Genomic DNA, 17883 nt, shown 5'->3' on the forward strand with positions numbered 1-17883 from the left:
CGGGATTGTAGTGTTCATGATTGTGGTGTCAGGAAGAAAAGATGTGCTATATGCCCCACTTGTGATATACTTAAATATATCTGGAATCATTAAAGCAATCAAAAATTGGGATAGGAAAATTTTTCATTGAAAGGAACGGGGATACGATGATATTATCGGACAGAGCCGTACTTCCTTTAACCGGAAGCACATTTGAGCCAGGAAACGCTGAAAAAGTAATTAAAGAAATGGAAGATAAAGAATCAGCACAGATTGCATTAGCAGAATATTATTACTTTTCTGCCAATGCAGAACTGTGTGCAGAGACTGTGAAACCATATTTGTCACAAGAAGATATCATGCTTCGTTTATCTGCAGATATGCTCTATACCTTTGCCAATCTGACAATTGGAGATTCCAAAGCGGCACAACAGGCCAGAGATTGTTTGCAATCAGCCTTCTGGCACATGAAACTTATTTAAGGCAGGAATATGCCCGGGCAAAGGGCCTTGTCCAGGGAGCTTTTTTGATGGCAGATACGACATATCCCATACCCATAATATATCTGAACTGTGTGCAGGCAATGTGTCAGATTAATCTGAAAGAACAAAAAGAAGCCATACACTCAGTAAATTCTGCATGGGAAATGGCCAGACCGGATAGATTTTGGGAGCCATTTATTGAGTATCATGGGCTGTTACAGGGATTATTGGAGGTCTGTGTCCGAAAAAAAGAACCAGAGATTTATAAGCAGTTGGCAGGCGGGATAATCTCATTTCGTCGTAGCTGGATGAAAATCCACAATCCTAAGATGCAAAAAACAGTGACGGATCTCCTGTCTCCATTGGAGTTTTCCATTGCAATGCTGGCATGCCGGAACTGGACCAATCAGGAAATTGCAGAATATTTAGGATTTTCAATAAACACAGTTAAGCATTATATATCAGGAATTCTGGAAAAGTTAGGTATCGATAAACGGGATAAAATTAAAAATTTTGTAAATCAATAATATACGAAGGAGAAGGTTTATGATTGTAAAAAGATATGTGAAAAAAAGTACCATCTACATTATTGCTGCCGTTATGGCGGTCTTAACTGCAGGAGCCTTGTATCTTGGAGTGGTTCATCGTTTTACTTATGGGGCAAAGTATAAGAACTACACCACCTGGTCTGCACAGGTTCTCTCTCTGAAGGAATACAAACATGAGGACAGCGATGATAATGTTTATTACCACTACTCGGCTTTTTTAAGCTATAACGTAAACGGAACGGTTTATACTCCGGTTACCGATGAGGTCTTTACGGAAGAGGATGTTCCGATGGAAGGCGAAAAGATTCCGATTTTCTACAATAACAGTGACCCTGATAATTATGTGCTTGTCAAATATGACTGGTTGACGAAGTCCTATATTCCTCTCAGTGACAAAGGCGATGTCTGGCTTTTTACAGCATTTCTTCTGCTGGGATTTGTTCTGCTTCTGATTCCGATGAATCTGGAAAATGACCAGGTGCAGGGCGTCATGATTGGAAGCGGACTTCTGCTATTCGGTCTTGATGGTATCGTAATGGGTACTATTATGCATAAATTTCAAATGTCCTTCCTGGCTATCTTTGGTATCTTCGGTGGCATTATCCTGTTCCGCTACCTCTTTATTCCAAAGGAGAAACGCCAGAAAGCCGATGCGGTATCTGCATCCCTGCGGCTGTTCAAGGTTGTTGATATTTATGTAAATCCACAGACCGGTGTGAAAACCGTGGTATTTTCTATGCCTGAGAATAACGGTGCGACCTATGAACTGTTTTCCCTTGACGATATTTATAATCAGTATAACTACGGGGATATGTACCAGATTGACAAGACGGTTCTCTTAGGATTTGGTCTGGGACGACAGATTAACGGCTCTTATACCATTGATATTAATGGTCTGAACCCTTCCCATATACAGCCTTTGAACCCCCTTCTTAAGAAAATGTTTTCACGGGTATAAAAACTGCGAGGGACACGTAAATCGTGTCCCTCATTTTTTGTTTATTTCTGGTTTGCCGGTTCCATATTGACAGCTTTTCCTTTTATCTTCGCATGCTTCATGGCATTTAAGACTTCTTTTCCATATTCTCCTGGCACTTCTACAAAGGTATATTTATCAAACATATCAATGGCTCCCACCAGTCTGCCCGGCATACCGGACTCTCCGGCGATGGCGCCAAGAATATCTCCCGGCTTAATCTTATCTTTCTTTCCAATGTTGATAAACAGTCTTACCATTCCCTCTTCTGCACCGGTATTGGCGAAGTCGTATTCTTCTTTTTCAGAAGAACTCTCCCCTGCACCCATTGCCTGATAGAGGAAGGCTGCTGCAATATCCATGGCAGTATAATCAGCTTCATTTACCTGCTTCTCAATCAGCTCTATCATATCAGAAAGATTCTCTTCCTCAATGATAGTTCCAATCTGTTCCATGATATTTTCAGCTTTTATCTGTGCCACATCATCGGTGGATGGAATCGGCTGTGCTAAAATCTTTGTCTTGCAGTAGCGCTGGATATCCTTTAATTTATAGACTTCCTTGCCTTTTACAAAAGAAAATGCCTTACCACAACGGCCTGCACGTCCGGTTCTTCCGATTCGATGTACATAATATTCATCATCCTGCGGCAGGTCATAATTAAATACCGCTTCTACATCATCTACGTCAATTCCTCTTGCTGCCACATCCGTTGCAATAAGAATATCCGTCTTTCCTTTCCGGAAATTATTCATGACCCGGTCTCTCTGGGACTGCTTCATATCTCCATGAAGTCCCTCTGCACTATAGCCTCTGCCGGATAATTCCGTTGCCAGCTCATCGACCATTTTCTTGGTATTACAGAATACCAATGAAAGCTTCGGATTATAATAATCCAAAAGTCTCGTAAGGACATCTACTTTATCCTTGCGCTTTACATCATAGTAATACTGGTCAATATTGGCTACGGTGAGTTCCTTTTTTACAACCTTGATATTGACTGCATCATGCTGGTATTTTCTTGTAATGTCAAGAATCGGCTTTGGCATGGTTGCAGAAAACAGTACGGTCTGATGCTCTCCCGGAATATATTCTAATACAGTTTCTATGTCCTCACGGAATCCCATATTTAACATTTCATCCGCTTCATCCAAGACGATGGTATGGACAAAATCCGGGCGGATGGTTTTTCTGCGAAGATGGTCCATCAAGCGTCCCGGTGTTCCGATAATAATCTGTACGCCACCCTTTAGGGCTTTAATCTGGCGGGAAATGTCCTGTCCACCATACACTGGCAGCACTTTTACACCGTGCATATATTTTGCCAGCTTACGGATTTCGTCTGCCACCTGAATGGCAAGCTCTCTGGTGGGAGATAAAATCAAAACCTGGGTTTTCCGTAAAGACGGGTCTACTTTCTGTAAAATCGGAATTCCAAAAGCTGCTGTCTTGCCGGTTCCGGTCTGAGCCTGTCCGATAACGTCCACACCTGATAAAACCACCGGGATTGCCTGACTCTGAATCGGTGTTGCCTCTTCAAATCCCATATCCGCAATTCCTCTTAAAATCTGCGGATTTAAATCTAATTCATCAAATCTGATTGTATTCATTCTTTTCCTTCCTGTTGCGGGAACTTTTTCCCATCTGTCAGTAACCTGTTCTCCAGTAACTTTATAAAAAGCCACCGCGGCTAATCATAACAGACTGTTTTTTGCTTGTCAATTTACTGCAACAGATTTTTCTTCGACAAAATCAGCGCATCCTTCTGCTTTCTGGTCAGCTTTTTATAGGCTGCTTCCTTCTGCATGGCCTCCTCCTTCGTCCCGGATTCCTCTAAATACCGCAGCTCCACCGGTCCCCGGTTTCTGGTATACTTTGCTCCTTTTCCACTGTTATGTGCTTCAATCCGCTTGTCGATATCAGTCGTCCAGCCGGTATAGAGGCTCCCATCCCGGCAGAGCACCATATAAGTGTAATTATGTTTCTCTTTCATGTAATCCTTCCTATGTAGACCGGGCACCGCCCAGTCTTATCTCTATATAAAGCAATCGACCAAAAAAGTATCTTACTCATATTCCATAAACTGGTAAAAAAGTATCGATTGCGGATTTTTGGCCGTTACATTTTATCTTATGCAGTTTTCTTATGTATGTTCCACTTACCGGCAGCTTCCAATACAGATTCCTCCCCGGTTTTCTTCTTTTACCTGATAGAGTAAATCATCGGCTTTCTGTAAAAAGTTCTTCATCGTTCTGTCCTCATCCGGTATATCATAACAGATTCCCTGGGAAATGGATACATAGTGCTGTGCCGCTGAAAAAGCATGCTCCATATCTAGGTCACGGATGCTGCGCTTTAATTTTTCTGTAAGAATGACTACAGCTTCCCTTGGATATCCCTCATAAATTAAAATGAATTCATCCCCGCCATACCGTGCACAGAAAATATCATCCTTTTCCGCTAACTTCTGAATTTCCTTTGCTACACGGCAGATACATAAATCACCCTTCTGATGTCCATAGTTATCATTATATTGTTTAAAATAATCGATATCCAGTATTTCCACTGCCACTGGAATTTTCTCTGCTATGGCATGTTCGAATACCTTCTGCGCATGCTGTTCTAACCGATAGCGGTTCGGGATTCCGGTCAGTGCATCGGTCTGGGACTGCTCTAAGAGAATCCTGTTTTCTTTTTCCATCTTCTTTCTGCTGTGGTTCGTCTCTTCCAATGTATAACGCATATCTAAGATGCAGGTCATGATATATTTATTTTCTTTTTCCAGTATCTCGGACAATTCAAAAAACAAACCACATGCCTGCAGATATTCACGATTCTTTTCCTGCCTCTTATAATAACGGATTTTTAAAGTCAGAATCCGCTTCTGCATATAAATAATCTTAGCTTCCCTTGCCATCTTCTCTAAAAGCTCTACTAATTTCCAGAATTCCTCTTCCTTTCTGGTATCTAACAGCATCTCACTATAAGCATAAAGATCATCAAAAATATCTAGAATCGGTATTCTGGTATCTGATACCTTCTGCACAATTGCTATATTCCGGTCACATTCTTCTTTCTTTCCCATGGCATTACAGAGTCTTGCTTCAAAGCAGGCAAAGGCTATCTGCTCTAACTCTTCCAGATGTCCACTGCACACCTCTTTTGCCCGCAGTGCATATTCCTGTGCCTGCATATACTCTTCCTGATAAAAGCAGCTGTTTCCCAGTCCTATATAGATATTCAGAAGATAACTGTAATATTCCGGTATTTCCTTATTCTTCTGCAATAAATCATATGCCTGCCCTAAATATTTTTCTGCCTGCCGGTATTCCCTAAAATTATTGTAAAGCATACCAATATTAATATTGATAATAATACCAATATCATATAATTTATATTTTTCACAATACATTCTGGCGTTCAGATAATAATCCATGGCAAAAGGAGCATTTCCACGATTCATGGACGTAATGGCAAGAATATTATAGGCTCTTGCTAATAAACCATGCTGTCTGGAATGCTCCAGGTATGGCAGGGAACAGGAAAGATTGCGAAATAGTTTATCCACATCATTCAGAAGATAATATGTCTCGCCACTGTAATAATAGGCATAGCCTAACAGTTTCTCATCATCCTGCTCTCTGGCATAATCTCTTATATTTTTACATAGCATCAATGTTTTCTCGGCATCTGTTCCCCGATTCTTCCGGACACCCTCTAACCATTCCAATACTTCGCTGCTGTAAGCATTAAAATCCATCTTTTTGCGCACCCTTTTTCGTATTTTTTAATGTCTTTTATTATATAGGTATGCGGCTTTTTTTTCAAGTATGGCTCTTTTACTCAAAGAAGCTTACCGGGTCTACCGGTTCGCCATCTTTCTGCAAGGCAAAATAAAGATTACTTCCTTCCACGGAATAATATTTCGTCGGTTCCGCAATATAACCTACCAGTTTTCCTTTGCTGACAATGTCGCCCACTTCATACGGCACTTCCTTAAGCTGCCCGTAAATAGCACTATAACCATCTCCTAAATCCATAGTCACGGTACATCCTGTGACCGCACTGTTGGAAATATCCGTTATCTTTCCTTCTGCGGCTGCGGATACCCTGTCATTTACTTCTCCGGCAATAATCACTGCCGGATTATATTTGTACTGATCCAGAGTCGCAAAATACACGGTCTGATCCATGCTGTAATTTAAGACTACATTGCCCTGCAATGGCCAGTTTAACCCATCCTCTTCCGCAAAATGCAATGTTTTTGTGGGGGCTGCTGCCGCCTTTGTCTCAGGCTCATTTTCTGCCTCAGCCGCTGCATTTGCCGCATTTTCTTCTTCCGTCTGCCCGCTGTCGGACTGTGCCTGTCCATCCGAATCCTTTGAAGCAACTGCGTTATCAGAAGGTTTTATGATGCTGTCTGCTTCTGCCAGTTTCTCCGAGGTTTCTTCCTCTGCCTTTGGAAGCGTTGCCACAAAATCATCCGAAGCTCCATCTTCTTTCTTATTGCCTTTGTCTTTTCCTGCATCCTTATCTGCAACATTTTCCTGCTGCTTTTTTTCTTCCTTCTGGGAATAATTATATACTGCTGTCATTGCTCCTGCTGCCAGTACCATGACAGCCAGGGCAATCATCCATGATCTTCTTCCTTTCATTTTCTCACCATCCATATCTTATTTTTTATAAGTATGAACAGTTTTTTCATATATTATTCTTTTTTATATATTATTCTTTTTTATATTTCATTTTTTTGTAATTTCAATTCCGGAATAATAATAACTTAAAATTTCCTGATAAGTTTTTCCCTCTTTTGCCATCTCATTTGCTCCATATATGCTAAGTCCATAACCGTGTCCTAACCCTTTGGTCACAATACGTACCCTGCCATCGATTTCCCTGATATAAAAACAGGCGGAATTCAGGGAAAATGCCTTGCGGAATTCCTCCCCGCTGACACTACTGTTCCCAACCTGTATGGTTTTTACATATCCGCTTTCTTCCCGTTCTGTCACCACCAGCGTATTCACCCAGTCCTCCGCTGTAAGTCCTGCTTCCGGAAATTCCTGATTGCAGGTATCCACCAGTTCTCCTGCATCATAGAATTCCACCCTAAGGAAATCCTCTGATGTAATGTCCCATATGGATTCCACGCTTTTGAGATAAGGAAGCTCTGTCCCTCTCGTTTTTTCTGCACTAACAGCAAAATAGGGAGCTTCGACTTCCTGCCCCTGATATGTTAAGACTTCCCCCTCGGTATCTATCAGGCAATTTTCTAATTTCTGATAATATCGATTATAATTTTCATTTCCAAATAGTTTTGTCTGCTCTGCAATACTCAGTCCCGTCTCCGGTGCTTTTCCCTGCGACATGGCATATTCATAATTGGTCCGCACAATAACTGCCTGCGCACGAATTGCCTCTTCCTCATAGGTAACCGGGATATCCCGTGCCAGAATAGACACAAGAGCAGCCATCTTCTCTTCTTCACCGGGATGACTGCTCTTATGTTGTATTTCATTGCTGTCTGTATCCAATAATATCTCATCCCCCTGGAACACCAGGGTCATAAGTATCGGTAATCCTGCAATAATCAGACACAGACACAGTATCATTTTTATTTTTTCTTTCATATCCTGTCCACTCCTGTTCTACATATATATGTAACAGAAATGGATGTATACCAGTAAAATATTACTGTTTCATACGCTGTCCTATCTCATTGGAAAGTTCCGCAAACTGCTCTAAGGACAGTGCCTCTCCGCGAATGTTCTCCGGAACTCCAAGGCTTACAATGCTCTCCTGTATTACTTCCTTTGGTAAATGAATCTCCGGGGAATTGTTCAGACCGTTTGCCAGTGTCTTTCTGCGCTGGTTAAAGGATGCCCGGATAATGCGGAACATCAGCTTCTCATCTTCCACTTCTACCGGCGGCTTCTCATGACGGGTCAACCGGATAACCGCACTGCCCACATTCGGTCTTGGCATAAAACAATTTGGTGGTACGTTTGCCACGATTTCCGGTCTGGCATAATACTGTACTGCAAGGGAAAGTGCTCCATATTCCTTGCTTCCCGGTCCCTCCTGCATACGTTCTGCCACTTCCTTCTGCACCATAATCGTAATGCTGTCGATTGGCACATGGCTCTCAAACAGTCCCATAATAATCGGTGTGGTAATATAATAAGGCAGATTCGCCACTACCTTGATTGGCTTTCCCTGGTTCTTCTCTTCTGCCAGCTTACAGATATCAAGCTTTAAAATATCTTCATTGATTACTGTTACATTGGAATAATTCTTCAGTGTGTCCGACAAAATCGGAATCAGATTCTTATCTATCTCCACCGCAACCACTTCTCTTGCCCGCTCGCAAAGATACTGTGTCATGGTTCCGATTCCCGGACCAATCTCCAATACAAAATCATCCTCCGTCACTCCGGATGCATCGATAATCTTATCCAGCACATGAGTATCTATCAAAAAATTCTGCCCGAATTTCTTCTGAAAATTAAACCGGTACTTCTGCAGTACCTCTATTGTATTCTGTGGATTTCCTAATTCCGCCATGCCTGCTCCTTTATTTAACCGCTCTTTCTATCTTTTTCGAATAAATGTTCGTTTTTTTCTTGCCAGCTGCATTTTTCTGTGTTACAATCATTTTAGAACAAATGTTCTGATTTGTCCAGTCCTTTTTATGATAACAGAGGAAAATAGTTCTACGCAACTATTATTAGGGATTTTATAGAAAAGGTGATTGCTTTGAATATAACAGAAAACATGTCTTTATTGGAAAAACTGACCATCCTTTCGGATGCCGCCAAATATGATGTTGCCTGTACCTCCAGCGGTGTAGACCGCAAGGGAAACGGCCATGGCATGGGTAATTCCATTGCTCCCGGAATCTGCCATACCTTCTCTGCCGATGGCCGCTGTATTTCCCTGCTTAAGATTCTTTTTACCAATGAATGCATTTTCCGCTGTGCCTACTGCCAGAATAACTGCAACAATGATGTGCCAAGGGCTTCCTTTTCACCGGACGAAGTCTGTACCCTTACCATGGAATTTTACCGCAGAAATTATATCGAAGGTCTTTTCCTAAGCTCCGGTATTCTCATCAGCCCGGATTATACCATGGAACTGATTTATCAGACCCTTTATCAGCTTCGTGTCCGCCATCATTTCAACGGATATATTCATGTAAAAGCCATTCCCGGTGCCGACCCGGTTCTTATTGAAAAAGCAGGCTTTCTTGCCGACCGCATGAGCGTTAATCTGGAGCTTCCGACCGCAGACGGACTGAAGGCTCTTGCACCAAATAAGTCCCGCAAAACCATCTTAAAGCCCATGCGTCTGATTCAGAATGGCATTACGGAAAATCAGAATGAGCTGATGGTTTACCGTAAGACCCCGAAATTTGTACCGGCAGGCCAGAGCACCCAGATGATTATCGGTGCCACCCCGGAAAACGATTATCAGATTATGAAGGTAGCAGAAGGCTTGTACCAGAATTTCCAGTTGAAACGAGTCTTCTACTCTGCCTTTGTCAATGTAAATCACAATTCCAATCTGCCAACCCTTCCCGGTGGTCCGCCCCTTCTGCGGGAACACCGCCTGTATCAGGCAGACTGGCTGCTTCGCTTCTATGGTTTTTCTGCCGGAGAACTATTAAGCGAAGAGCGTCCGGATTTTAATATCTTCTTAGACCCGAAATGCGACTGGGCACTCCGCCACTTAGAAGCCTTTCCGGTAGAGATTAACCGGGCAGATTACAGCACCTTACTACGTGTTCCGGGCATTGGTGTGAAATCTGCCAACCGTATTGTAAAAGCCCGCCGGCACAGCCGCCTTGACTTTTCTGATTTAAAGAAAATCGGAGTTGTCTTAAAACGGGCTGCCTACTTTATTACCTGCTCCGGTCGTATGATGTATTCCATTCCACAAAATGAAGATTATATCTGCAGCTGTCTGATGCAGGATAAAACTCAGATTCCGAAGGAAATACGGGATTCCAGTTATAAGCAGATTTCCTTCTTCGATGAAGATGCCTTAAGTGATTTTAAACTGACCACCAACGATTTATGCGTCGGATAAACTGCTATAACCATGATTTTTCAGTAAACAGGAAAGGACTTTTTCTTATGCATATATTTCTCTGTGAAGATTCCATCGATGGCATCTTTACCGGCATCTATGATGCCTGGGCCAGCAGATATGGGCACAAAAATATAAAGCTTTGTATCAATGATACGATAACTTACGAACTCTTTTCTGAATATATTACGGTAACACCGGATTCCGAAAAGAGCGAAAAGGTCGGACGCACCATCATTGCCCGTCTTGGCATGGAGGTCTATCAGGATATTCTTCAGGCGGTTCTTGCCCATGATGATAAGAAAAAGAATGAGCAGCCGGACAAAGCCGACTGCATTTACCGTACACTCTTATATGGATTTTCTTTACCGGATGGTCATCGGATTTTACAGGCTCTTGGCAATCCTTATATTGCAAGAGTCTTTGAGCTGAGCCGTTCCACTGGAAATGAAGCCCACCATCTGCTTGGTTTTTTACGTTTTCAGGAACTGGAAAACGGAGTCCTATTTTCTACCATTCACCCTAAGAATCAGGTGATTTCCGTTCTGGCAGAACATTTTGCTGACCGCCTTCCACAGGAACATTTTATGATTTATGACGCAACACACCAGATTGCTGCCATTCACAAAGCCGGCAGTGGATACTTCCTTACGGATGCATCCAATTTGAATCAGGAAGTTATCACACGGCTTTCCCCTGCCGAGAAGGACTACCAGAAGCTCTGGTGCGGTTTCTTTGACAGTATTGCCATTGAAGCAAGAAAGAATCCGAAGCTGCAAAGTCAGAATATTCCAAAACGTTTCTGGAAAGACACGGTGGAACTGGCATCTGATAAATAAATGTTTCTATTGTTTTCTGGCAGACTTTACCTGGCAGTCTCTACCCGGCAGACATTACCCGGCAGAAGAGTACATGCAGATGAAACCATAAACTGGATAATGTCTACTTTGCGCCATATCCTGGAAAAGATCTGTGTCCTGCCGGTATGACAGAAGAAGAGCGTACCGATTATGCACTGTTTGAGCTGAATAAATTATTGAAATATGTTGTCTATCCGGAAGATGTTGCCTGTATTTATATGGAGCCGGTTATGGGCGAAGGCGGCTATGTCGTTCCTTCCAAAAAATTCGTACAGAGTGTCCGTGAAATTTGTGATAAACATGGTATTCTCCTGATTTTCGACGAAATCCAGTGTGGCTACGGACGTACCGGCAAAATGTGGGCAAGCCAGAACTTCGACGTTGTACCTGATATTATGACAGTTGGTAAAGCCATTGCAGGCGGTCTTCCAATGAGTGCCGTGATTTCCACCCCGGAAATTATGGATAAATGGCCGGTTGGTACCCATGGAACCACTTTTGGCGGAAATCCTTGCATCTCCGATGTCCGTGGTATCGGTCTTATGGTTGCCATTGAATTTTCCCATAAGGATGGCTCCCCGGCACCAGACATCTGGGCAAAAGTAAAGAAAGGCTGCTTAGAACGCCATATGCTCACCTTAAACTGTGGCGTAAATGGAAATGGTATGCGGTTTGCCACTCCATTAAATGTCAAAAAAGAAGAAATCGATGAGGGACTGTCTGCCTTCCGAGCGTGTTCTTGCAACACAATATGGAGTCAGCCGTAATGTCATCCGGGAAGCCATCAAGATTCTTACCGAGAAAAAACTGGTTACGAATGTAATCGGCAAAGGCAATTATGTTACGCTTCCAAATGAAACGGATCTTGTAGATATGGTTGAATCTGCCCTGAACACTTCCGCTTCGTGTCTTCTATATGACACTGAATAACCTGATCAGTAAATCGATTTATTATGGTGAAGGGAATACCTCTTATGGAAGAATTACTGCACAGCAAGAGCATGAACAAATTTTATTATCCCTTAAGAACCGGGATATGGATGCTTATAAAATGGCTATCCACTTACACTTAGAATTAATCAGGCAGCTACTCCAGTAGGAGTGCTGCCCCTTTTTATTTACTTATTGCTGATATTTTTCCAATATAAGTTTCGCCTGCTCTTCATCTATCTGCAGTTCTTCCTGCAATAATGACAGAATTTCCGTATCTTCTTTTCCTAGTTTACGGCTGAGTTTTATAATGCCTTCTTCCAGTCCAGCTTTTCTTCCTTCTTCTTCGCCCTGTCTTCGAATCCTCTCTTCTCTCTCAAAACTCTTCATATATGCAAGACCTACCTCTCCATCCCGCTTGACTGCTGTTACCATCCGGTGTAACTTTTTCAGACTCTCGGTGGAAGCATTCTCTATGGATGAATGCTCCATGTAATGTAGTAGCTGTTTTAATTCCTCCGGCGGGTTTCCTTCCCTTCCTCTTGTATACAGGAATATGGTCTGTGCGCCATCCTCATACTCTAATTCCGGCACTTCGATACAACCATTCTTGATTGTATACACCATACGATTCAGTCCAAAGGGGTCATAAGTTGTAATAAAAATTACGATGACATTCCGAAGACTCCCATATGTATCACCTGCATTCAGATTGCTTGCATCAATCTTCGCATGGTAAAACCGGACTCTCCGTGGTAATGATATGATTTCTTCTTTTCCACCATTCTGGTCTGGTTCTATATCAAAGATTTCTCCGTTCTCCTCATCCAGATATACATCCAGCCGAATGCCGTGGGTTTCCAAATTTTCTCCGCAGAAGAAACGCTGCGGCACTACCGTAAGCTTTCCTATCTGCCGGTGTAGAATACACTCCAAAATATACCTCGCCGACTGTTCCCCATAAATTTTGTGACTGGTCAGGCTATTTACCAGAAAGTCATCCACCAGATTCAGCTCTTCTAAAGTTTTCATATTTCCTCCTTTTCCCATAATGCAAGGAAAAGCAGGATTACATATCCTGTTCCGATTCTGAAATTCCGCTTATTCAATGCACTATGCGTTCGTAAATTGTAATTAGAATTTAAAAGCATAGAATTCATTGAATTGATACTAGAAATTTAGATTGGCTTTTTCCACTCGAAAATCAGAATATATGCTTTGTGTTGATTGTAACAAATGCATATTTATAATACAAGTAAAATATTTATTGACAGTAAAATATTTATAAAATCCGATTCCCTTCTGACAGGAAGGCTACTTCACTTTTCCAAATAATTTTCTGGCATTTTCCCAGGTAACTGTTTCCACTTCTTCCGGTGTTGTTCCGGTCAGTTCGGCAATGGTTTTTACTACATAAATAAGATTCCTTGAATCGTTCCGGGTGCCACGATGCGGTTCCGGTGCCATATAGGGACAGTCAGTTTCCAATACAATGTGAGGCAGTCCGATTTCTGCCACGGTCTCCTTTAACTTCTTTGCATTTTTGAAGGTAACTACACCGCCGACACCAATATAATATCCCATTTTCACATATTCTTTCGCCATTTCCTTGGAATAAGAATAACAATGAATGACACCCGGAATGTCATCCTTATGGGCCTGCTGCATAATTTTCATGGTATCCTCTGCGGCATCTCTGGAATGAATGATAACCGGAAGACTCATTTCTTTTGCCAGTGCAAGCTGGCGGCAGAATATTTCCCGCTGTGCCTGCTGCACTGTTGGCTCCTTATCCCAATAATAATCAAGCCCGATTTCTCCGATGGCAACGGTTTTCTCCCAGGAAGCCTTTCCCTTTATCCATGCTAAATTTTCTTCCGTTGCATCTTCGATATTGCTTGGATGAATTCCGATTGCTGCATAAATATAATCGTATTTCTCTGCCAGTGCTACGCTATCCACGCAGCCGGCAAAGTCTGCGCCTACGTTAATTACCCGCTTTATGTTCTGCTCCGGAAGAGAAGAAACAAGCTGTTCTCTGTCCTCTTTGAATTTCTCATCATCATAATGTGCATGTGTCTCAAAAATCATAAAAATCCTCTTTCTATTTTACAAATGCTGGTAATAAAATACCGCCAGCTGCGTCCGGTCTCTTAGGGACAGCTTTTCTAATATGCTGCTGATATAGTTGCGGACAGTTCCTTCACTTAAGAATAATGCTTCCGCGATTTCCTTGTTGCTGCATCCAAGTGCCACCTGGTGAATGATTTCCTGCTCTTTTTCACTGATATCATAGCTGGCATAGTCAAAGCTTTCCTTATTCTGCATCAGAACCGGAAGCTTATTCACAATTTCCCCACCAAAAACGCTCTGTCCGCTCATGACTGCATTTAACGATGGAACAATTGCTGCAAAATCCTGCTTCAGGCAATAGCCTTTCGCACCGATTCGTAACGCCTCCACAATATATTCATCATCGGAAAATGTGGTCAGAAACAGCACCCTTGCCGTCTTGTCTTCTGCAAGAATCTGCTCTGCCGCATCCAGACCATTCATTGGCTTCATCTGGATATCCATTAATAAAATGTCCGGCTGAAGCTCTTCATATAATTTTACCGCTTCACTTCCATCGGTGCCTGTTCCAACTACCTCCACTCCCTTGGCGCAGAGAATGGTCTGCAGGGAAAATACCACATCTTCGTCATCATCTATTATCAGGACTCTCATACTGCCTCCTCTTTCTTTCGAATTGATATAAATATTTTAAAACCTTTTTCGCAGTTTACATGAATGCTTCCGCCCAGCGACTCCACACGTTCCCGCATATTCGAAAGTCCCATGCCTCCGGCTGCACTCTTAAGGTCATCCTTTTCTTCCCGCATCTGCTCCGTTGCCTTTTTCTGCTTTTCCTCATCCGTACCATTGTCCTCGATGGTCATCTGATACAGTGCCGGATGTTCCCTGAGAACAATCTCAATCCGGTCACCGTTGCTGTATTTGACAATATTTGACATTGCTTCTTTTACGGCTGCGATAAAACAATATTTGACTTTTCGTGGAACATTCTGTGACATATCGTATTCTAAATCCAGATGATAATGCTGCTTCATTTCACGGGTTGCCTCTAATAATGCCTGCTTTAAATCCACGGAATCATCATGCAGATCATGCACACTTTCCCGGATATTATTCATGGCAAGATTTAAGGTATCATTTACCTTTAAAAGCTGACCATGCAGCGGCTCCTCCTCATATACGGTGCTCAGTGCTCCCATCTGAAGAATTGCCCGGGACAGCATATGTCCCACGTTATCATGGATTTCTCTTGCAATCCGGTTCCGCTCTTTTAGCGTTGCCATATAGATTTCTGTATCCTGTTCCTCTAAAAGCTTGCGGTTCTTCTCCCGCATCACAAGGCTTAACTCTGTGCTGGTATCCCGAAGTCGTATCAGATTCCGCTTTAGCTCCGTTGCCTGTCTGGTGCAATAAGCCAACAGCACCGCTGCCAATGACAAAAAGAGCCAGATGGCTGTCATCCATGGCTGGTACACCGGCAGTGCATAAAAGAATAAAACTGCAAATCCCATACCCCACCACAGGCCAAACCAGAAGCTGTCAAAAAACACCAGCGGCAGCAAAAAGGTAAATCCCGGCTCAATTAGGCACAATACTGCCATTGCTATCAGCAATGCGCCAATGACTTTCCGGTTTTCAATATAAAGAGTCAACGCTGCCACAATCAGACCAATGATGAAGATTACAACTCTGCGGTAGTCTCCCTCTAAATGGAAAATAAGGCAGCTGCACATGGCAAAAAGAAGTAACTTATCCAGTATTCTTAACATTCTTCTTCCCCTTCCTTAGGGTTCTACTGCATTTACTGTATCATTTTTCCTAAGATATGACAAATGTCATTTTATTTCCTGACAGAATGCACTTACCAGTCCTCCGCTCACTCTACTATACTACATTTATAAAACCGCTATTATTTATCTCTATCTACAGGAGGCATAACATGGATGCAATACAAATTTCACACTTGAAAAAATATTATTCCGATATAAAAGCAGTAGATGATATTTCTTTTTCTGTTAAAAAAGGAGATTTATTTGGACTGCTCGGTGTAAATGGTGCCGGAAAATCCACTACAATTCATATTCTTTGTACCTTACTGAAAGCAACTACAGGAACTGTCAAAATATGTGATTACGATGCTTTAAAAGAAGCCGATGCCATCCGCAATAAAATTGGAGTTGTTTTTCAGAATAATACTTTAGATGATTATCTGACAGTAAAAGAAAATCTTTTGATGAGAGGCTTTCTATATGAAAAAGATTTAAAGACGGTTCAAAAAAATCTCTATGAGATTGCCGAAATTCTTAACATTCAAAATTTATTATCACGACCTTTTCGTAAATTATCCGGTGGTCAGAAACGACGCTGCGAAATTGCCCGGGCACTCATGAATACTCCTGAAATATTATTTCTAGATGAGCCTTCTACCGGGCTTGACCCGCAGACCAGAAAACTTATGTGGGACTGTCTGGAAAGTCTCCGGTTAAAGCGCCATATGACAATTTTTCTCACCACACACTATATGGAAGAAGCCTCTATGGCACAACAACTTTGCATTATGGATGCCGGAAAAATCATTGCTTCCGGCTCTCCATCCCAGTTAAAAAATAAATATGCTTCCGATACTTTAAAAATCTATACTGACAAAATTACACCATTGAACCGGGAATTGGCTGCTCTTTCACTGGCTTCTTATCGTCTCCCTAACGGAATTGCAATTTCCCTATCTACTACCAAAGATGCTTTGCATATCATGCCCCAGATAACCACTCCCTATGATGGCATTGAAATTATTCAAGGCAGTATGGATGATGCTTTTATTCAAATAACAGGAAAAAAACTGGAGGATTAACCTATGATACTAATTTCATTTATAAAACGTAATATCTTACTTTATTTCCGAGACCGAATCAGTGTATTCTTTTCTCTTCTTTCTACTCTTATTGTGTTAACCCTTATGATTGCATTTCTCGGACAGGGAAATATTGATTCCACAATTCAGGTTCTCGGAACCGGTCTGAAATACGAAGCTGTTCATGCATCTTCGCTCATCATTATCTGGACCACTGCCGGTATCCTGGTTGTCAATGCCGTAAGCATTTCCATGACTCTGGTGGGAACCATGGTAAGAGATGAGGAATCCGGTAAGATATCTGCATTTTTTGTTGCACCCGTAAAACGCGGATACTATGTTGCAGGTTATGTCATTGCTGCAATTATTGTCTCCTTTATCATGTGCCTGCTCACATTGATAATCGGAGTCATCTATCTTGGTATTGCTAATGGCTCCTTTATAACTGCCCATGATACTTTAGAAATTCTCTTTGCACTTCTTGCAATTATTTTTTCCTCTGCTTCCTTTGTCTTTTTATGCGCTTCTTTTATTCATACCAATAGTGCATTCAATGGTCTGACCACGCTTTTGGGTACTCTGATTGGATTTTTTGCTGCAATTTATGTTCCATACGGCAATATGCCCCAGACTCTTAAATATATCATCCGCTTTCTTCCAGCCTTTCAGGGGGCTTCCGCCATTCGTGAAATCTGGATGAATCAGGAATTGCAATGGTTTCATTGCCCCTCCGAAATAAAGACCGGATATGCGGATTATATGGGACTTACCATTTCTTTTGGAAATGCCACTCTTTCCCCTCATATGAAAATACTATATATGTTTATCTCAGGTCTTATCTTCCTTGGTCTTGCAACGGCTATTCTTTCAAGGAAAAGACAACAGGAACGTTAAGATATGACAAATGTCATTTTATTTCCTGACAGAATGCACTTACCTTCTGTACCTCTTTTCCCTATACTTAAGTTATAGGCGATTGCGAGAAGAGAAAATTTCATAAAGAAGCTGGCTTGCCAATGTCTGGCAAAAGCGCTGGAGCGTTCATCGGAATACGGATACCTTATGAGGCTTGTTAGGGGCACTTGGAATTTCG

19 protein-coding genes are annotated in these 17883 nt (G+C 42.0%); 9 read left to right on the plus strand and 10 right to left on the minus strand.

Annotated elements, in window-relative coordinates:
* Nucleotides 1-146: 146 nt before the first annotated feature.
* The 3 genes from DV740_RS15130 to DV740_RS13460 are packed head-to-tail and all read left to right on the plus strand — an operon-like array spanning nt 147 to nt 1967.
* Complete coding sequence (locus DV740_RS15130; protein WP_242994339.1) at nt 147-461, plus strand: hypothetical protein; 315 nt, start codon at nt 147-149, stop codon at nt 459-461.
* 47 nt (nt 462-508) lie between these two features.
* Nucleotides 509-988, plus strand: a complete 480-nt coding sequence (locus DV740_RS15135) for a response regulator transcription factor (protein ID WP_242994341.1) — start codon at nt 509-511, stop codon at nt 986-988.
* 19 nt (nt 989-1007) lie between these two features.
* Nucleotides 1008-1967, plus strand: a complete 960-nt coding sequence (locus tag DV740_RS13460) for a DUF3592 domain-containing protein (RefSeq protein WP_118088344.1) — start codon at nt 1008-1010, stop codon at nt 1965-1967.
* Nucleotides 1968-2008: 41 nt separating this feature from the next.
* Here the strand turns inward: DV740_RS13460 and DV740_RS13465 are convergent, their stop codons facing one another.
* The 6 genes from DV740_RS13465 to rsmA form a co-directional block, all read right to left on the minus strand.
* On the minus strand, nt 2009-3595 hold the full coding sequence (locus DV740_RS13465) for a DEAD/DEAH box helicase (RefSeq protein ID WP_117947503.1): 1587 nt from the start codon (nt 3593-3595) through the stop codon (nt 2009-2011).
* 113 nt (nt 3596-3708) lie between these two features.
* Nucleotides 3709-3978 (minus strand): GIY-YIG nuclease family protein, encoded by a 270-nt coding sequence (locus DV740_RS13470; protein WP_117697895.1) that lies wholly within the window; start codon nt 3976-3978, stop codon nt 3709-3711.
* A gap of 165 nt (nt 3979-4143) precedes the next feature.
* A complete protein-coding gene (locus DV740_RS13475) occupies nt 4144-5745 on the minus strand; it encodes a GGDEF domain-containing protein (RefSeq protein WP_117697896.1) in 1602 nt (533 codons plus the stop codon).
* Between the two features lie 79 nt (nt 5746-5824).
* Entirely contained in the window at nt 5825-6640 is an 816-nt protein-coding gene (locus DV740_RS13480; protein WP_242994343.1) for a M23 family metallopeptidase, read from the minus strand.
* A gap of 87 nt (nt 6641-6727) precedes the next feature.
* On the minus strand, nt 6728-7615 hold the full coding sequence (locus DV740_RS13485; RefSeq protein WP_118088346.1) for a SpoIID/LytB domain-containing protein: 888 nt from the start codon (nt 7613-7615) through the stop codon (nt 6728-6730).
* 61 nt (nt 7616-7676) lie between these two features.
* The gene (gene rsmA, locus DV740_RS13490) at nt 7677-8549 is read right to left on the minus strand and encodes a 16S rRNA (adenine(1518)-N(6)/adenine(1519)-N(6))-dimethyltransferase RsmA (RefSeq protein ID WP_117842120.1); all 873 of its coding nucleotides are present in this window, start codon (nt 8547-8549) and stop codon (nt 7677-7679) included.
* A gap of 192 nt (nt 8550-8741) precedes the next feature.
* On the opposite strand from rsmA, the gene DV740_RS13495 reads away from it, so the two are divergent.
* The 4 genes from DV740_RS13495 (at nt 8742) to DV740_RS15445 (ending at nt 11863) form a co-directional block, all read left to right on the plus strand.
* A complete protein-coding gene (locus DV740_RS13495) occupies nt 8742-10073 on the plus strand; it encodes a putative DNA modification/repair radical SAM protein (RefSeq protein WP_199534954.1) in 1332 nt (443 codons plus the stop codon).
* A gap of 47 nt (nt 10074-10120) precedes the next feature.
* Entirely contained in the window at nt 10121-10912 is a 792-nt protein-coding gene (locus tag DV740_RS13500) for a TIGR03915 family putative DNA repair protein (RefSeq protein ID WP_118088348.1), read from the plus strand.
* Between the two features lie 92 nt (nt 10913-11004).
* Nucleotides 11005-11700: an aminotransferase class III-fold pyridoxal phosphate-dependent enzyme gene (locus DV740_RS13505; RefSeq protein WP_118088349.1), complete on the plus strand. Its 696-nt coding sequence runs from the start codon at nt 11005-11007 to the stop codon at nt 11698-11700.
* Nucleotides 11642-11863 (plus strand): winged helix-turn-helix domain-containing protein, encoded by a 222-nt coding sequence (locus tag DV740_RS15445; protein ID WP_197420847.1) that lies wholly within the window; start codon nt 11642-11644, stop codon nt 11861-11863. The genes DV740_RS13505 and DV740_RS15445 overlap by 59 nt, the downstream gene beginning before the upstream one ends.
* Nucleotides 11864-12055: 192 nt before the next feature.
* Here DV740_RS15445 and DV740_RS13515 read toward each other — a convergent pair whose 3' ends face one another.
* The 4 genes from DV740_RS13515 to DV740_RS13530 form a co-directional block, all read right to left on the minus strand.
* The gene (locus DV740_RS13515; protein ID WP_117947495.1) at nt 12056-12895 is read right to left on the minus strand and encodes an Rpn family recombination-promoting nuclease/putative transposase; all 840 of its coding nucleotides are present in this window, start codon (nt 12893-12895) and stop codon (nt 12056-12058) included.
* Between the two features lie 282 nt (nt 12896-13177).
* Nucleotides 13178-13954, minus strand: a complete 777-nt coding sequence (locus DV740_RS13520; RefSeq protein ID WP_117947494.1) for a TatD family hydrolase — start codon at nt 13952-13954, stop codon at nt 13178-13180.
* Between the two features lie 18 nt (nt 13955-13972).
* Complete coding sequence (locus DV740_RS13525; protein ID WP_117947493.1) at nt 13973-14590, minus strand: response regulator transcription factor; 618 nt, start codon at nt 14588-14590, stop codon at nt 13973-13975.
* The gene (locus DV740_RS13530; RefSeq protein ID WP_118088350.1) at nt 14587-15708 is read right to left on the minus strand and encodes a sensor histidine kinase; all 1122 of its coding nucleotides are present in this window, start codon (nt 15706-15708) and stop codon (nt 14587-14589) included. Before DV740_RS13530 ends, DV740_RS13525 begins: the two co-directional genes overlap by 4 nt.
* A gap of 170 nt (nt 15709-15878) precedes the next feature.
* Between DV740_RS13530 and DV740_RS13535 the strand changes: the two genes are divergently transcribed.
* Nucleotides 15879-16790, plus strand: a complete 912-nt coding sequence (locus DV740_RS13535; RefSeq protein WP_118088351.1) for an ABC transporter ATP-binding protein — start codon at nt 15879-15881, stop codon at nt 16788-16790.
* A gap of 3 nt (nt 16791-16793) precedes the next feature.
* The gene (locus tag DV740_RS13540; RefSeq protein ID WP_118088352.1) at nt 16794-17684 is read left to right on the plus strand and encodes an ABC transporter permease; all 891 of its coding nucleotides are present in this window, start codon (nt 16794-16796) and stop codon (nt 17682-17684) included.
* The last annotated feature ends 199 nt before the right edge of the window (nt 17685-17883 follow it).

This window comes from Roseburia sp. AF02-12, from assembly GCF_003461765.1.
GTDB lineage: Bacteria > Bacillota > Clostridia > Lachnospirales > Lachnospiraceae > Roseburia_C > Roseburia_C amylophila.

What these genes read in the sequence shown, in the direction of transcription:
- DV740_RS15130 (WP_242994339.1), top strand. Translation starts at nt 147, where the DNA reads ATGATATTATCGGACAGAGCCGTACTTCCTTTAACCGGAAGCACATTT.
- DV740_RS15135 (WP_242994341.1), top strand. Translation starts at nt 509, where the DNA reads ATGGCAGATACGACATATCCCATACCCATAATATATCTGAACTGTGTG.
- DV740_RS13460 (WP_118088344.1), top strand. Translation starts at nt 1,008, where the DNA reads ATGATTGTAAAAAGATATGTGAAAAAAAGTACCATCTACATTATTGCT.
- DV740_RS13465 (WP_117947503.1), bottom strand. Translation starts at nt 3,595, where the DNA reads ATGAATACAATCAGATTTGATGAATTAGATTTAAATCCGCAGATTTTA.
- DV740_RS13470 (WP_117697895.1), bottom strand. Translation starts at nt 3,978, where the DNA reads ATGAAAGAGAAACATAATTACACTTATATGGTGCTCTGCCGGGATGGG.
- DV740_RS13475 (WP_117697896.1), bottom strand. Translation starts at nt 5,745, where the DNA reads ATGGATTTTAATGCTTACAGCAGCGAAGTATTGGAATGGTTAGAGGGT.
- DV740_RS13480 (WP_242994343.1), bottom strand. Translation starts at nt 6,640, where the DNA reads ATGAAAGGAAGAAGATCATGGATGATTGCCCTGGCTGTCATGGTACTG.
- DV740_RS13485 (WP_118088346.1), bottom strand. Translation starts at nt 7,615, where the DNA reads ATGAAAGAAAAAATAAAAATGATACTGTGTCTGTGTCTGATTATTGCA.
- rsmA (WP_117842120.1), bottom strand. Translation starts at nt 8,549, where the DNA reads ATGGCGGAATTAGGAAATCCACAGAATACAATAGAGGTACTGCAGAAG.
- DV740_RS13500 (WP_118088348.1), top strand. Translation starts at nt 10,121, where the DNA reads ATGCATATATTTCTCTGTGAAGATTCCATCGATGGCATCTTTACCGGC.
- DV740_RS15445 (WP_197420847.1), top strand. Translation starts at nt 11,642, where the DNA reads ATGAGGGACTGTCTGCCTTCCGAGCGTGTTCTTGCAACACAATATGGA.
- DV740_RS13515 (WP_117947495.1), bottom strand. Translation starts at nt 12,895, where the DNA reads ATGAAAACTTTAGAAGAGCTGAATCTGGTGGATGACTTTCTGGTAAAT.
- DV740_RS13520 (WP_117947494.1), bottom strand. Translation starts at nt 13,954, where the DNA reads ATGATTTTTGAGACACATGCACATTATGATGATGAGAAATTCAAAGAG.
- DV740_RS13525 (WP_117947493.1), bottom strand. Translation starts at nt 14,590, where the DNA reads ATGAGAGTCCTGATAATAGATGATGACGAAGATGTGGTATTTTCCCTG.
- DV740_RS13530 (WP_118088350.1), bottom strand. Translation starts at nt 15,708, where the DNA reads ATGTTAAGAATACTGGATAAGTTACTTCTTTTTGCCATGTGCAGCTGC.
- DV740_RS13535 (WP_118088351.1), top strand. Translation starts at nt 15,879, where the DNA reads ATGGATGCAATACAAATTTCACACTTGAAAAAATATTATTCCGATATA.
- DV740_RS13540 (WP_118088352.1), top strand. Translation starts at nt 16,794, where the DNA reads ATGATACTAATTTCATTTATAAAACGTAATATCTTACTTTATTTCCGA.